This is a genomic window from Nocardioides pini, assembly GCF_026712185.1.
GTDB classification, from domain to species: Bacteria; Actinomycetota; Actinomycetes; order Propionibacteriales; family Nocardioidaceae; genus Nocardioides; species Nocardioides pini.
Genome location: NZ_JAPPUX010000001.1, coordinates 24,791 through 38,640, shown reverse-complemented (window position 1 = coordinate 38,640; position 13,850 = coordinate 24,791). Strand labels below are relative to the sequence as shown.

At 71.9% G+C, this 13,850-nt stretch carries 15 protein-coding genes; 7 read left to right on the top strand and 8 right to left on the bottom strand.

Translation table 11 applies throughout. From position 1 onward, the window contains the following. The first annotated feature begins 50 nt into the window (after window positions 1-50). Both NYO98_RS00205 and NYO98_RS00200 read left to right on the top strand, forming a co-directional pair. Complete coding sequence (locus NYO98_RS00205; RefSeq protein ID WP_268109498.1) at window positions 51-1,409, top strand: cytochrome P450; 1,359 nt, start codon at window positions 51-53, stop codon at window positions 1,407-1,409. A gap of 175 nt (window positions 1,410-1,584) precedes the next feature. Beyond that, complete coding sequence (locus NYO98_RS00200; protein ID WP_268109497.1) at window positions 1,585-2,076, top strand: VOC family protein; 492 nt, start codon at window positions 1,585-1,587, stop codon at window positions 2,074-2,076. A gap of 79 nt (window positions 2,077-2,155) precedes the next feature. On the opposite strand, the gene NYO98_RS00195 is transcribed toward NYO98_RS00200, so the two are convergent. The 3 genes from NYO98_RS00195 to NYO98_RS00185 all read right to left on the bottom strand — a co-directional run bounded on the left by NYO98_RS00195 (window position 2,156) and on the right by NYO98_RS00185 (window position 5,652). After that, complete coding sequence (locus tag NYO98_RS00195; protein ID WP_268109496.1) at window positions 2,156-2,599, bottom strand: ferritin-like domain-containing protein; 444 nt, start codon at window positions 2,597-2,599, stop codon at window positions 2,156-2,158. A gap of 116 nt (window positions 2,600-2,715) precedes the next feature. Continuing rightward, window positions 2,716-4,212: an amidase gene (locus tag NYO98_RS00190; RefSeq protein ID WP_268109495.1), complete on the bottom strand. Its 1,497-nt coding sequence runs from the start codon at window positions 4,210-4,212 to the stop codon at window positions 2,716-2,718. Between the two features lie 87 nt (window positions 4,213-4,299). Beyond that, entirely contained in the window at window positions 4,300-5,652 is a 1,353-nt protein-coding gene (locus tag NYO98_RS00185) for a carotenoid oxygenase family protein (protein ID WP_268109494.1), read from the bottom strand. 188 nt (window positions 5,653-5,840) lie between these two features. On the opposite strand from NYO98_RS00185, the gene NYO98_RS00180 reads away from it, so the two are divergent. Genes NYO98_RS00180 through NYO98_RS00165 form a run of 4 tightly spaced genes read left to right on the top strand, consistent with a single transcriptional unit; the run spans window position 5,841 to window position 8,601 of the window. Then, complete coding sequence (locus tag NYO98_RS00180; protein ID WP_268109493.1) at window positions 5,841-7,115, top strand: calcium-binding protein; 1,275 nt, start codon at window positions 5,841-5,843, stop codon at window positions 7,113-7,115. A 38-nt stretch (window positions 7,116-7,153) separates the two neighbouring features. Beyond that, window positions 7,154-7,378 (top strand): hypothetical protein, encoded by a 225-nt coding sequence (locus NYO98_RS00175; RefSeq protein ID WP_268109492.1) that lies wholly within the window; start codon window positions 7,154-7,156, stop codon window positions 7,376-7,378. A gap of 48 nt (window positions 7,379-7,426) precedes the next feature. Next, window positions 7,427-7,720: a virulence factor gene (locus NYO98_RS00170; protein ID WP_268109491.1), complete on the top strand. Its 294-nt coding sequence runs from the start codon at window positions 7,427-7,429 to the stop codon at window positions 7,718-7,720. Next, a complete protein-coding gene (locus NYO98_RS00165) occupies window positions 7,717-8,601 on the top strand; it encodes a homocysteine S-methyltransferase family protein (protein ID WP_268109490.1) in 885 nt (294 codons plus the stop codon). The genes NYO98_RS00170 and NYO98_RS00165 overlap by 4 nt, the downstream gene beginning before the upstream one ends. Before the next feature lie 14 nt (window positions 8,602-8,615). On the opposite strand, the gene NYO98_RS00160 is transcribed toward NYO98_RS00165, so the two are convergent. Further along, window positions 8,616-9,251: a hypothetical protein gene (locus NYO98_RS00160; protein WP_268109489.1), complete on the bottom strand. Its 636-nt coding sequence runs from the start codon at window positions 9,249-9,251 to the stop codon at window positions 8,616-8,618. A gap of 39 nt (window positions 9,252-9,290) precedes the next feature. On the opposite strand from NYO98_RS00160, the gene NYO98_RS00155 reads away from it, so the two are divergent. Beyond that, window positions 9,291-10,067, top strand: coding sequence for a class I SAM-dependent methyltransferase (locus NYO98_RS00155; RefSeq protein ID WP_268109488.1), 777 nt, complete (start codon window positions 9,291-9,293; stop codon window positions 10,065-10,067). Between the two features lie 7 nt (window positions 10,068-10,074). Here the strand turns inward: NYO98_RS00155 and NYO98_RS00150 are convergent, their stop codons facing one another. From NYO98_RS00150 to NYO98_RS00135, 4 genes are all read right to left on the bottom strand, one after another. Next, a complete protein-coding gene (locus NYO98_RS00150) occupies window positions 10,075-11,589 on the bottom strand; it encodes a calcium-binding protein (protein ID WP_268109487.1) in 1,515 nt (504 codons plus the stop codon). A 128-nt stretch (window positions 11,590-11,717) separates the two neighbouring features. After that, the gene (locus tag NYO98_RS00145; RefSeq protein WP_268109486.1) at window positions 11,718-12,356 is read right to left on the bottom strand and encodes a hypothetical protein; all 639 of its coding nucleotides are present in this window, start codon (window positions 12,354-12,356) and stop codon (window positions 11,718-11,720) included. Window positions 12,357-12,427: 71 nt separating this feature from the next. Continuing rightward, window positions 12,428-12,817, bottom strand: a complete 390-nt coding sequence (locus tag NYO98_RS00140) for a DUF1801 domain-containing protein (protein WP_268109485.1) — start codon at window positions 12,815-12,817, stop codon at window positions 12,428-12,430. Between the two features lie 25 nt (window positions 12,818-12,842). Continuing rightward, window positions 12,843-13,835 (bottom strand): aldo/keto reductase, encoded by a 993-nt coding sequence (locus NYO98_RS00135; RefSeq protein WP_268109484.1) that lies wholly within the window; start codon window positions 13,833-13,835, stop codon window positions 12,843-12,845. Window positions 13,836-13,850 lie beyond the last annotated feature (15 nt).

Genomic DNA, 13,850 nt, shown 5'->3' with positions numbered 1-13,850 from the left:
CCCGGACGGGGTGTCTGGTGCAGCGCTGACGGTGGTGCGACCATGGTGAGATGGCATCGCCAGGTGCTGTCACGGCACCACTCCCACCGAAGGTGGTCGGTCTCGGCCTGGGGGAGCGGCTCGACGCCCTGCGCAACTTCCACACCGGCGCGGCAGTCCTGCGCGACCACGGCGGGCCGGTCGTACGCGTGCCCATCGGGCCCCGGCGGGTGGCTCCCCAGTTCGTCATCGTCACCTCACCCGCCGGCGCCCACGACGTGCTGGCCGGCTTCGACGGGGCGATGGACAAGGGCGTCCAGGTCCACGAGGAGACCAAGCACGTCGGCCTGAACCTCTTCAACCTCCCGCACGAGGCCTGGACGCCGCGCCGGCGCGCGCTCCAACCCTTGTTCACCAGGAAGCACGTGCGGGACTTCGCCGTCCACATGTCGACCGAGGCCCAGCTCGCCGCCGAGCGGGCCGTCGACACCGGACGGGTCGAGCTCGACCCGTTGACCCGGCGGCTGACGCTGCAGGTCCTCGGCCGATCCGTCCTCGGCCAGGACCTCGGCCCGCGAGCGGAGGCGATGGCAGGCGACTTTGCCACGCTGTTGCAGTACTTCACCGATCGCGGGATCGCACCGGTCCGGGTTCCGGCGAGGTGGCCCACGCCCGCGAACCGACGCTTCGCCCGGGCCAGGGAGCGGTTCTTCGCCGTGATCGACGAGGCGGTCGATCAGTGCCGACGCGACCCGGACCATCCGGCGGAGCTGATCCGGCTGCTGCTCGACGTACGGGACCCCGAGACGGGTCAGCCGCTCACCGACGAGGACATCCGCGGAGAGCTCTCTGCGTTCCTCATCGCCGGGCACGACACCACCGCCACCACCCTGTGCTACGGCCTCTGGGCGCTCGGCCGGGATCAGACGCTGCAGGACCGGGTTGCCGCCGAGGCCGCCGAGCTCGGCCGCCGTACGCTCGACGCCGACGACGTTCCCGCGCTCGAGCTCGCGACCCGCGTCATCCACGAGTCGCTGCGCCTCTGCCCGCCCGCCGCCGTCGTGGCGCGGCTGGCCATGCGTGACGTCATCGTGGACGGCTGGCGGGTGCCGGCCGGGAGCAACGTCGTCGTGGGCATCATGGCGCTGCACACCGACCCGGCCCTGTGGCCCGAGCCGCAGCGGTTCGACCCCGACCGGTTCCTCCCCGAGCACTCCCGCGGCCGCGACCGCTGGCAGTACCTCCCGTTCGGTGCGGGGCCGCGCTCCTGCATCGGCGACCACTTCGCGATGCTCGAGGCGACCCTCGGCCTGGCCACCATCGTCCGGGCGGTGCGGGTCGAGTCCCTCGAGCCACGATTCCCTCTGGCCGTACCCTTCACGATGACGGCGGGCGGGCCGATCCCGGCGCTGGTGACCCCCCGCTCGTGAGCGCCGGACACGGCCGGCCCGCGGGCAAGGAGTCGGGTGTCGCGCCGGATGACCGCCGCCGGTCGTCTTCGCTCCGGCAGCTGGGTCTGTTTGTCGTGCTCCGAGGAGCAGATGATGGTGGTGCCGCTCGGTGGCGGCGATCGTCATCGCGCGGGAGAGGACGGAGGATGTGGAGATGGTGAGCTTCGCGGGAATCGACCACGTGTCGTTGACGGTGTGCGACCTCGATCGAAGCCAGCACTTCTACGTCACGGTGCTCGACTTCGTGCCGGTGCTGGATGTCGGGTACGGCCGGATCCTGATGCATCCCGACACCGGCTTCACGTTGTCCCTGATGAAGCACGAAGGCGCGCGCGGCGGCGACTTCACCGAGCTCACGACCGGCCTCGACCACCTCGGCATGACTGCAGCGTCGCGAGCCGACCTGGAGGAGTGGGAGCGTCGCTTCGACGAGCTCGGCGTCACGTACACGCCCATCCGCGACATGGAGTTCGGCTTCCACCTCAACTTCCGCGACCCCGACAACATCGCGCTCGAGCTCTCGGCCCCCAACGAGCACCTGCTGGCGGCCAAGAAGGCCCTGGCAGAGGGCCACACGAGCCAGGCCGACATCGACGACTTCATCGAGGATCACGACCTCGACCTGCCGCGAGCCGGCAAGGACTGAGCCGCGTCGGTCAGTCACGCCGCGCCGTGGTGGCGCCACGCCCGACGCCGCCATGTTTCAGCGACGCCGGGCGACGCGGCTAGCTGGCGACCTGGAGCGCCTTGACCTCGTCCCGGGCAGCGACCACAGCAGCCTGCTGGCGTACGACGACCTCGCGGAACCCCGCGCTGAGGTCCTTCTCCAAGGCGTCCTCGTACTCCGAGACGGCGTGGTCCTCACCGGTCAAGGCCGCCTTGAGCACGGCCTCGGGGTCGTCGCCCGACACGGCATCCTTCAGCGCGATCCAACCGCGGTGGACCGCCGCGGCGACGGAGCCGCTCTCGTCGACGTCGTCACCGTAGTCATGACCCATGTCGACGATCTCGCGCCAGAATCCTGCGCGCTGGTCGGAGAAGCGCTGCAGGGTCGTGGCCCACTCGGGGTGCTCGCCGTCGCGGAGCTTCTCGGCCGCGTCGGCGAAGCCCCGCTCGCCGTCCTTCAACGTCTCGACCAGTTCCTTGGCCGCCTTGGCGTCATCAGACATCTCTGCTCCTTCGTGGGATGGAAGCCCCCACCGTTGCGGACTCCTCGCGTCCACGAATCACCCGTGGGGATGCAAGGGCCGTACGGGCGCCGCCCTCGGTCCCACGGGTCCGTGCGCTAGACGGTCAGTGCCGGGTCGAGATGGGCATACCGGTGGAACCACGGCTGTGCCTGCTCCAGCTGCGCGGCGAGACGCAGCAGGAGTCCGTCGGAGGCCAGGGGGCCGACGAGCTGCACACCCAGGGGCAGGCCGGTGGCGGTCCAGTGCAGAGGCACGGAGATCGCGGGACGGCCGGTGAGGTTGGCCAGCTGGGTGTAGGGCACCCAGCCCAGGTTCTCGGAGATGAGCTGGTCGAGGATGCCGGTCGCGTTGAGCAGCTTGCCGGCGCGCACCTTGGCGATGATCCGCGAGGCCCGCTGCAGCAACGGCGGGGTGTCGATCGAGCCCACTTCCAGCGGCGGCTTCGCCAGGGTCGGCGTGAGCAACAGGTCGTACCGCTGGTGGAAGTCGTCGAGCGCGCGGATGTGCCGGTTGACGTTCTCCAACGCCGCGAAGAGCGCGCCGACGCCGGCGGCGCGGCCGATCTCCGCTGCCGCGAGCGAGTCGGCCGCGAAGGCGCTGTCGGACGCACCGAGTCGGTGCTTGATCAGGCTGATCTGACCGTGGAGCTGGGCGAACCAGATGCTCAGGAAGTCACGGGCCAGGGCGTCGTCGTCGTGCGGTGCGTCGACCTCCTCGACCTCGTGGCCGAGCTCGGCGAGCAGGCGGGCGGCGCCCTCGACAGCGGTGACGGCCTCGGGGTCCGGGCTGGGGTTGATGGCCGAGGAGTGCGTGAAGCCGATCCGCAGACGCGCGGGCGGGCGGTCGAGGTCCGGGAGCAGACGATCGGGCGTCGCTGCGGCGTACGCCGCGTAGCGGGTCGGCGCGCCCACGATGGCATCGAGCAGTGCGGCGCTGTCCCGGACGCTGCGGGAGAGCACGCCCTGGGTGACCATCCCGAACATCATCTCGCTGCCCTGCGGACCGTAGGGGGTGAGGCCACGGCTGAGCTTCAGCCCGACCAGGCCGTTGCAGGCCGCGGGGATGCGGACCGACCCGCCGCCGTCGTTCGCGCCGGCCGCCGGGACGATGCCCGCAGCGACGGCGGCACCCGAGCCACCGGACGAGCCGCCCGGGGTGTGGGCCAGGTTCCACGGATTGCGCGCCCGTCCCAGCAGGTCGTCCTCTGTGATGCCCTTGGCTCCGAACTCAGGGGTGTTGGTCTTGCCGAAGACGACGAGACCGGCGTCGAGGAAGCGCTGGGTGACGAGTGCGTGCTCGTCGGCCACGTCGTCCGCGAGCGCGTGCGAACCATTGGTGGTGGGGAACCCGGCGTACTCCTGGGCGAGATCCTTCACCAGGAAGGGGACGCCCGCGAAGGGACCCGTCAGCGGTTCAGCGGCTCGCGCGTCTGCCACGTCGTCCAGCGTCCTGGTGATCGCGTTGATGTGCGGGTTCACCTGGTCGGCACGCCGACGTGCCAGGGCCAGCAGCTCGGCCGGAGTGACCTGCGTGTCGGCGAGCAGCGCTGCCAGGTCGGTCGCGTCACTGGTCAGGTAGTCGTCGAGGTGCACGGGGGTGAGTGTAGGAGCGCACCGTCCCTCCGGACCGAAGAACGAGCCAGGCGGCACGGGCCGGAGCGGGCGTGCGGGGCGTCGTTCTCAGACGAGAGCGGAGTCGGGGATCCAGTTCCCGTGGAATCCCTGCGGCACCCGGGCCGGCAGATGGACCGAGGCCACCGGATGCCCGAAGTCGTGGGCATCCATGATCACCAGGTCGCTGGCGTCGCGCGCGGCGTCGTACACGTAGCCCATGAGCCAGCCGTCGTCCTCGCCAGCCGCGCTGCCAGCCGGGACGAACACCATCTCGCTCGCGATGCGGCCGGAGCCCAGGTCGACCTCGACGGTGGTGCCGCCGAGGAGGTCGTGCTTGCGCACCGCCGTCTGAGGGTGATCATCCAGCGCGCCCAGGTCGCGCACCGAGGCCGCGCCGATCGTGTAGCCGTAGCGATGGCGGCGACCCGTGAGTCGTTCGTCCCCGCGCGGGAACTCCGTGCCGCGATCGTCGATGGTCTCGGTGAGGACCTTGCGTGCGCGCGGGTCGATCGTCCAACGCTCCAGGCGGGGGCGATCGGACACGGGCTCGCCGTTCTCGGTGAAGGCGTGGTCGTGCACCACCAGGTCGATGACCACCCGGTCGCCGTCGTCGAAGGCGTTGAGCGGGTGGTAGACGAAGCACGGCTCGACGTCCATCCACACGACGTCGGACCCGGTGCCGGCCCGGGGCAGGAGCCCGACCCGGGCGCCGTTGTCCGGTCGCCAGCGGAACGGCAGGGCCACGCCCTGGAGGGCGAGCTCCAGGTCGAAGAGCACAGGCAGGTCGAAGAGCACGACCCGGGAGGCGGTCAGTCCCATGTCGTGGAGCATCACCGGTGCCGGGAGGTCGATGTCGACGGTGCTGCTGAGCTCCCCGGACGAGTCGATCACGTGGTAGCGCAACGCGGGGTTGTCGAAGCCGTAGCTCATCACGTGCATCTCGCCTGTGTTCGGGTCGAACCTGGGGTGAGCGTTGATGCCCGCAGGGAGAGGGCCGCCGAAGTTGCGCGTGGCGACCGTGTCCAGGTCGCCCGTCAGCTCATAGGGCAGCGACCCCTCCGTCACGGCCAGGATCCGGCCGGCGTGGGCGAACACGTTGGTGTTGCCCGAGCCGGCGTACCACCCGCCGTCCTCGTGCGGCACGGGGGACTCACCGAGGTGCGCGCTGGCCTCCGGGCTGCGCACCCAGCGGTTGCGGTACCAGCGTGCCTTGCCGCCGTGCAGGTCGACGCCGTGCACCATCCCGTCGCCCGCGAACCAGTGGTACGTGTCAGCGTCCGCTGCGAAGGGGTTCGGTCCGGTGCGGATGTACCTGCCCGCCAGGTCCGGCGGCACCGCGCCCGTGACCTCGAGGTCCGTGGCGGTCAGCTCGGTGGCCACCGGCGCGAAGTTGCCGTCGAGGTAGGTCGCTGCAGTCATCGTCTGCCCCCCTGGCGTCTGGCCGCCGAGCCGACCCCACCAATAGACACCCTCACCCGCCAGGCGTCAATCCGCCCGCGGGCGGAACCAGGACGGGTCGACCCGCAACTCCCGGCTGCATCGGTGCGTCCCACATGTCACGGCCCACGGACGGCGGCCGACCCACACGGAGGAGAGCCATGCGACGCATGCCCATCACTGTCTCGTTGATCGCCTTGGCGCCGCTCGGCATCGTGGGCCTGGCCACTGGTCCCGCGACGGCCGAGACGACCTGTGACGGGAAGGTGCCCACGATCGTCGCCGTCCCCGGTGCGCCGACCACCGGCACGCCGGGCGACGACGTGATCCTCGGGACGTACGCCCAGGACCGGATCGACGGGGGTGCGGGCAACGACACGATCTGCGGGCTCGGCAACGGTGACTGGCTGGTCGGCGGGCCGGGGGACGACCGGCTCTTCGGCGGCCTCGACGACTACTACGTCCCCGACGACGGCTACTTCGGCGACACGCTCGTGCCAGGTCCCGGGAACGACGTCATCGACCTGGGCGACGACCCCGCGTCGGCGAACGTCGACGAGGTCGACCGTCCGGCCCGCTACGACAGGGTCGTCTACGAGGACGCGCCCGGTCCGGTGACCGTGGACCTCGTGGCCGGTACGGCGACGGGCGAGGGCACGGACACGATCGCGGTGCCGGCCTTCTCCGGCGGGATCGTGGGCTCGGCCTACGACGACGTGCTGACCGGGACGGACGGGCCGGACCGCATCGTCGGCGGCGCCGGCGACGACCGCATCCACGCGCTGGGCGGTGACGACGAGCTCGAGCCGGGGAAGGGCGACGACGTGGTGCGCGGCGGTGATGGCGACGACTACGTCATGTCGCCGGACGAGGGACGCGATCGGCTCTACGGCGACGGTGGGCGGGACTTCGTCGAGGCGCGCGGACGCGGCAGCGCGATCGGCGGCGGTGGTGGCGACGACTACCTCGTTGCCGAGCTCGGCGCGAGCGTCCACGGCGGTGCGGGCGACGACGAGGTCGACGCGGATCTCATCCGCGGGAGGAAGATCGAGGTCGACGGCGGCGACGGGCGACGAGACGTCGTCCGCCTGCGGGCGCCGAAGTCGGAGTTCCCGCGGGGCTCGCGGTACGTCGTCGACGTGCCGCGCAAGCGCGTGACGGTCGACGGCACCAGGCGTGCGCGCTACGAGGGCGTCGAGGGCCTCAGCTTCTCCGGGCGTCCCGGCCCCCTGACCTACCTGGGCGGCCCCGGGCGCGACCGGCTCTCGGTGAGCGGTGGCATGCAGGTGAAGGCGTACGGGCGACGAGGGGCCGACATCCTCGTGGGCGGTTCGCGCGACGACCTCCTCGTCGGCGGTCCCGGTCGCGACCAGCTCGTCGGTGGTCCCGGGCGGGACCGGTGCATCAGCGGCGAGCAGCGCCGGCAGTGCGAGGTGCGCCGCTGACGCGGAGTGGGCGTCGTCGTCGAGACATACTCCCCCTCATGCCGAAGTTCGCGTCGGTCGACGACTACCTCTCATCGCTCCCCGCTGAGCAGCGCGAGGTCTACCCCGTGCCACCAGCGGGCGATCCTGACCTGGACGCCGACCTCGCGTCGTATGCGGGGGCGAGAGGCACGCTCAAGCTGCCGTACCCCGAGGCCGACTACGCCCTGATCGAGCGTGTCGTGCGCCGACTGCTCGAGACTCGCACGTCGCGGTCGCCTTGATCTGGACGCTCCCCTCGGAGACACACCGCCGGAACTACAGTGCGAGACATGGCGGACTACCAGGTGACCCGGTGGCGCGACCTCCCGTCGATGGTCGCGGCCCGGGCGGACGACGAGACGGTGAAGTCGGAGCTCGCGCCGCGGTTCCAGGAGGCGATCGACGAGGCCGCGATGCGGCTGGGTGACACCGGCGCCGACGACTACCTGGCGGGCTGGGAACGGTCTCCCTGGACGGAGGCAGACGGGACGCCGAGCGAGGTGCTCGACCGGGTCGCCGCCGAGCTCGACGCCGCGTGGCCGGCCGACAGGATCGCCGCCTACCTCGACGAGCTGGGCTCGTGAACCGGCTCAAGGCGCTGCTGGGCGCCGACCGTCCGGTCCTGTTCGACGGCGGCATGGGCACGCTGCTCCAGGACAGCGGCCTCGAGGACGGCGTGCCCGGGGAGCTGTGGAACCTCGAGAACCCCGAAGCGGTCCGCGCGGCGCACGCGGCGTACGCCACGGCGGGGGCCCAGGTGCTGACCACCAACAGCTTCGGGGGCACCCGGCCGCGCCTGGACCTGCACGGACTCGGTGGGCGCGTCGGCGACGTGAACCGGGAGGCGGCGCAGATCGCACGATCGGTGGCGGACGAGCACGGCGTGCTCGTCGCCGGCGACCTCGGCCCGACCGGCGAGTTGCTGGCCCCGCTCGGAACCCTCACCGGCGAGGAGGCCCAGGCGCTCTTCGCCGAGCAGCTCACCGCGCTGCTCGCGGGCGGGATCGACCTGGTGCTGGTCGAGACGCTGAGCGACCTCGGCGAGGCCGATGCGGCCCTCGCCGCGGCACGCGAGGTCGCGCCCGACCTCCCGGTCGTCGTGACGATGAGCTTCGACACCAACCTGCGCACGATGATGGGTGTCCGCCCGGGCGACGCCGTGGTGCACCTCGCCGCGGGAGGTGCCGATGCCGTGGGCGCCAACTGCGGTCGCGGTCCCGCGGAGATGGAGCTCATCGCCGCGGAGATGGCACAGGCCCGCACCGGCGACGTCCTGCTCATCACCCAGTCCAACGCCGGCCTCCCGCAGGTGGTGGGTGACCACTTCGAGTACGACGCCACCGCGGACGACATGGCGTCGCACGCCACCCGGCTGGCCGAGCTCGGGATCGACCTCGTCGGGGGCTGCTGCGGCTCGACGCCGGCGCACGTCGCCGCGATGCGGGCGACCCTGAACCCGGCCTGAGGGTCCGCGTCCGGCTACCGGCGCGCGACGGGCGTACGACCCATCAGGACGAGGGTGCTCACGACGACCACCAGCGCGACGAACGCCAGGGGTGCCGCGAGCTCCAGCAGGTCCGAGCCGAGGAGCGAGGTGACCGCTCGGGCCACCGACAGCACCGCGACCACGGCCGCGAGGACCTTGAACCAGGTGGCATGCGCCGCTGTGACCAGCGCGGCACCGAAGGCACCGATCGCCAGGAACAGCACGACGTCCACCAGGTCGGACGCCACGGCAAGCCGGTGCACCGCATCGTCCGAGGCGGTGTCGGCGACGACGGTCAGCCACAACGGCGGGACGACCGTCAGGACCGACGCGGCCGCGACCGCCAACCCGGCCGCCTCGACGCGCCCACGACTCGCTCTGCGCCCGTGCCCCCGCAACGTCAGGGCGAAGAGGACGAAGGTGCCCGACGCCAGGAGGCTGGTGACCTGCGCGGCGACGATCACGCCCGCGTGGGCGGTGTAGAAGCTCCGCACCGTCGAGTCGGAGTCGGACCCGCCGGGCACCGAGGCCATCCCGGCACTGAGCAGCAGCAGCACGACGAAGGCCCAGCCCCAGGCGCCGGCCGCCCTGCTCGTTGCCGCACCCCGTTCGTCCTCCGTGACCGCCATCCTTGGATTGTGCTCCGCCAAGGCTGCAAGACTGAAGCGATGTCGGAGGACAGGGCCGCAGAGATCGCCGAGAACCGGAGGCTCTGGGCGATCGTGAACGAGCGCTGGACCGACGCCGCGGCCGAGGGCATGTGGCGCCGGGCGGAGATGGCGTGGGGCCTGTTCACCGTGCCCGAGCACCAGCTCGGCGTCCTCGGCGACGTCCGCGGCCTCGACGTCCTGGATCTCGCCTGCGGCACCGGGTACGTCGCCGCGTGGCTCGCGCGCGCGGGCGCCAGGCCGGTCGCGCTGGACTTCTCCGGTGAGCAGCTCGCCACGGCACGGCACCTCCAGACCCGGCTCGGTCCCGACTTCCCGCTGGTCCAGGGGGACGCGGAGCGGGTGCCGCTGGCCGGCGGGCAGTTCGACCTCGTCGTGAGCGAGCACGGCGCCGCAGCCTGGTGCGACCCGGAGCGCTGGCTGCCCGAGGTCGCCAGGCTGCTGCGGCCCGGCGGCCGGTTGGTCTTCCTGACCAACAGCAACCTGTCGACGCTGTGCGTCCCGGCCGAGGGCGGCGTGGCCCAGGACCGGCTGCTGCGCGGCCAGCGCGAGGTCCACCGGGTCCAGTGGCCGGGCGGCGGGTTCGAGTTCCATCCCTCGCACGGCGAGTGGATCAGGCAGCTGCGCCGCTCCGGCTTCGTCGTCGAGGCCATGCACGAGCTGTACGCGCCTGCCGCCGGCCTCGACCACCCCTTCTACGAGATCGTGTCCCCGGAGTGGGCGACGGCGTGGCCGGCGGAGGAGCTGTGGGTGGCGACCCTCGAGCCGCAGCGGTAGCGGCCCGTCACCGCTCGGGCCCGGCGTGCTCGACCAGCGCCCGGGGCACGACCCGAGGGCCACGCGCGAGTCGCTCGAACGGTCCCCGCTCGTCGACCGCGGCTCGGTCCGACCGGCTGGACCTCACGTTCTCGCAGCTCCTGACCCGCTCGGCGCCGAGGCAGGTGTCGTTGCCCTGACGGCCGTTCGCGAAGTCGCCGCGCCCCGTGCCCAGGTCGAGCACGTCCGGCCCGCGCGTGCCGATGACGGAGTCGCGACCACCGCGCATCACGGCCTCCAGGCTGCGACCGCCCTGCAGGAAGAGGTCGTCGTTGCCGGGGGTCCCCCGGAAGCGCCAGCGCTCGTCCTTGCCGAAGACCGCCATGACCTCGAGGCTGCGCACCTGGCCGGCCCGCGCCCTGGTCCGGAGGACCCCGCGCCCCTGGTCGACCGTGATCGTCGAGCCCTTCGCGAAGCCGCCCTTGCGCACGTTGAGGAGGGCGAGGTCACGGGAGCCCCCACCGTCCACCGACATCCCGCGGGACGAGCGGGCCAGCCTGAAGAAGATGTTGTCGGAGCCTCCCCCACCGTCGACGTCGACGTCATCCACGGCCTCGACCAGGATCTCGTCCCACCCGGCCTCACCGCGCAGGACCGCCGGGGCGGTCTCCGGGTGCACCTCGAGGTGGTCCGGGTCGCCCCCGCCACGCGCCGTACCTCCCGCCTGTCCCAGGCGGATCCAGTCCATGCCCGGGCCGCCGACGATCTCGTCCGGGGCGTCCGTCGCCGGGTCGGCGTCCGTGTTGCTGAAGTCGGAGACGAGCGTGTCGTTGCCTCCGGCGCCGTCGATCCGGTCGGCACCGCCGCGGCCGATCAGCACGTCGAGGTACGGCGAGCCGATCATCACGTCGGCGGTGCGGGTGCCCACGACGGCCATGGCCTCGGTCACCGCGATCTGGTCGGTGCCCGACGGCTCCGCCACGGTGCCCATCCCGCCGACCGGGGTGAGGTCCGCCCTGATCCCGCCCGGGAAGCCGGCGCCGAGGAGGTCCGAGTAGAGCACCGTGTCGGCGGGGAGGGAGAAGTCGTCGCGCGTCAGCGGGTCGAGGCCGGCGTCCACGTAGTCGTTTCCCGCGCCCGGCCAGATGACGTCGCCACCCGCTTTGCTGTCGAACCCGCCGAGGATGCGGTCGTCGCCCGCCAGCCCAGCCAGGCGGTCCGTCCCCTCGTCCCCACAGATGACGTCGTTGCCGAGCAACCCCGAGATCGTGTCGTCGCCCCCCAGCCCGACGATCACGTCGTCGCCGTTGGTCCCGGTCAGCGTGTCGTCGCCCGGCGTGCCGAGGATCGTCGCCGGCCTGCCCTCGCACGTCCCCGCGACGGCACCCGCCGGCACGGCCGGGAGCAGCGGCGCGACGAGCGCGAAGCCGGCAAGGGCCAGGTGCGGCGCCCTCGTCCGGCCCGACCTCCACCTCCCCGTCGCCGGTGGCATGACGCGCACCAGCCTCTTCGGCAACAGGGCCGTGCCCGCGTGTGTGTCCATGTCCCGTCTCCCTCCACGATCCGTGACTTCGAGGATGGGCGCTCCTCGCGCGCCGCACACGGGACGGGAGTCCCGAACCCTTCGGGAAAAGTGGGACGTCGACCGCTTCGCGGCTGCCTGAGCCCCGGTCAGCGGCTCTCGACGTACCAGGTCTCGTGGATGGTCTGGCTCCTCAGCGCCCGCTGCATGCCCTGGATGACGATGCCGGCGAGGGCGAGCACCAGGAAGAGCAACGTCCACCCGAAGCTGTCCGAGACGCGGTCGGTGAAGTCGCCCCGGCTGAAGTCGGTGGAGTTCAGGGAGCCCACGAGCAGCATGAGGCCGCCCGTCACCCCGACCGCACCGGCGATCGAGCCGACGACGACGAGCAGCATCATCGGCACGTTGGTGAACACCGACACCAGGCCGAGGACGAGGCCGACGGCCAGGCCGACCAGCACGGCCAGCCAGTTCCAGGTGATGCCGAGGGCGACGATGAGGCCCGAGCCGATCGCGAACCCGGCCGCGCCCATCGCGAGGACGATGGCGACGTAGTAGTAGAGGTAGGCCAGGACCGCGAAGACCACCGCGAACACCAGGCCCAGCACCCACCCGAGCACGGTGCTGAGGAAGCGCACGTCGGCGATCCCGGCGACGAGGCCGGCGCCGAAGGCGAACCCGGCGAAGAAGCCCCAGATGGGGATCACGAACCGCAGCACGAACTGGCCGGCGACGAGCATGACGCCCCCGGCGATGATGGCGAGGATGCCCAGGACGATGTCAGCCATGCCTGCAATGGAACCGCAGCGGGCGCCCCCGGTCGACATGGATCAGACCAGCGAGGCCGCGGCCCGCGCGGTCAGGAGCGGCTGAGCCGACGCCAACCGCCCTGCCGGTTGTGCTCGACGATCTGGGCCAGGATCCCGGTGACCGCCTCGCGGTTGATCGCGTCGTCCCGGTAGACCTGGATCGACCGGGCGGTCAGGTTGTCGTGCCCCTGGTTGATGACCCCTGCGGGGTCGCTGACCGTCGGGTCGTAGAGGAAGAGATTGACGTGGTCCTTCGTCGCGAGCAGGGCGCAGACGTTGCCGTCGAGGACGAAGTAGGGCTGGACCGTCCGCTTGATCGTCTCCTCGATCTCCGGATCGGTGGCCCAGATGATCTCGCGCAGCTGCTCGCAGATCGCCTGCTGCCACTCGGGCAGCTTCGCGATGTAGGCGTCGACCCCCGGATGTGCCCGTCCCGTCATGGTCGGATTGTGGCACCGCCGAGGCTCACCAGCGAGCGTGGACCTGCTCCCGGATCCGCCGGTCGTAGAGGTCGGCCACGCCCTCGAGGAAGGCAGGCGGCAGCTCGCCGACGAGCCCGGCGGCGGCGTTGGACCGCGCCTGGTCGACGTTGCGCGCGCCCGGGATGACGGTCGAGACGCCCGGCTGCTGCACGATCCACGCGATCGCGGCCTGGGCCGGCGTGACGTCGAGCCCGGAGTCGGACACGAGCGAGGAGAACTCCTGAGCGGCGGAGACGCCCGTCTCGTAGTCCACGCCGGAGAAGGTCTCGCCGACGTCGAACGCGGAGCCGTCGCGGTTGTAGGTCCGGTGGTCGTCGTCGGCGAACGTCGTGTCGAGGTCGTACTTGCCGGACAGCAGCCCCGAGGCCAGCGGCACCCGGGCGATGATGCCGACGCCGGCGTCGGCCGCCGCGGGGAGCACCTCGTCGAGCGGCTTCATGCGGAAGGCGTTGAGGATGATCTGCACGCTGGCGACGTTCGGCCGGGCGATCGCGCTGAGCGCCTGCGCGGCGGTCTCGACGCTCACGCCGTACGCCGCCACCACGCCCTCGTCGACGAGGCGGTCGAGGACGTCGTACGTCGCGCCGTCGTCGATGACCTCGCTCGGCGGGCAGTGCAGCTGGACGAGGTCGATGGTGTCGACGCCGAGGTTGCGGCGCGACCGGTCGAGCCACTGGCGGAAGTTCTGCTCGACGTAGTTCTCCGGCACCTGGTCCATGCGCCGGCCCATCTTGGTCGCGACGGTGAAGCCGGCGTCGGGGTGGGCGGCGACGAAGCGGCCGACCAGCTGCTCGCTGCGGCCGTCGCCGTACACGTCGGCGGTGTCGTAGAACGTCACGCCGGCCTCGGCCGACGCCTCCAGCACGGCCATCGCGTCGGCCTCGCTGACGTCGCCCCAGTCGGCGCCGAGCTGCCAGGTGCCGAGTCCGACGACCGAGACCTCGCGGCCGGTCCTTCCGAGGGTGCGGTGCTCCATGGGACCGAGTCTCAC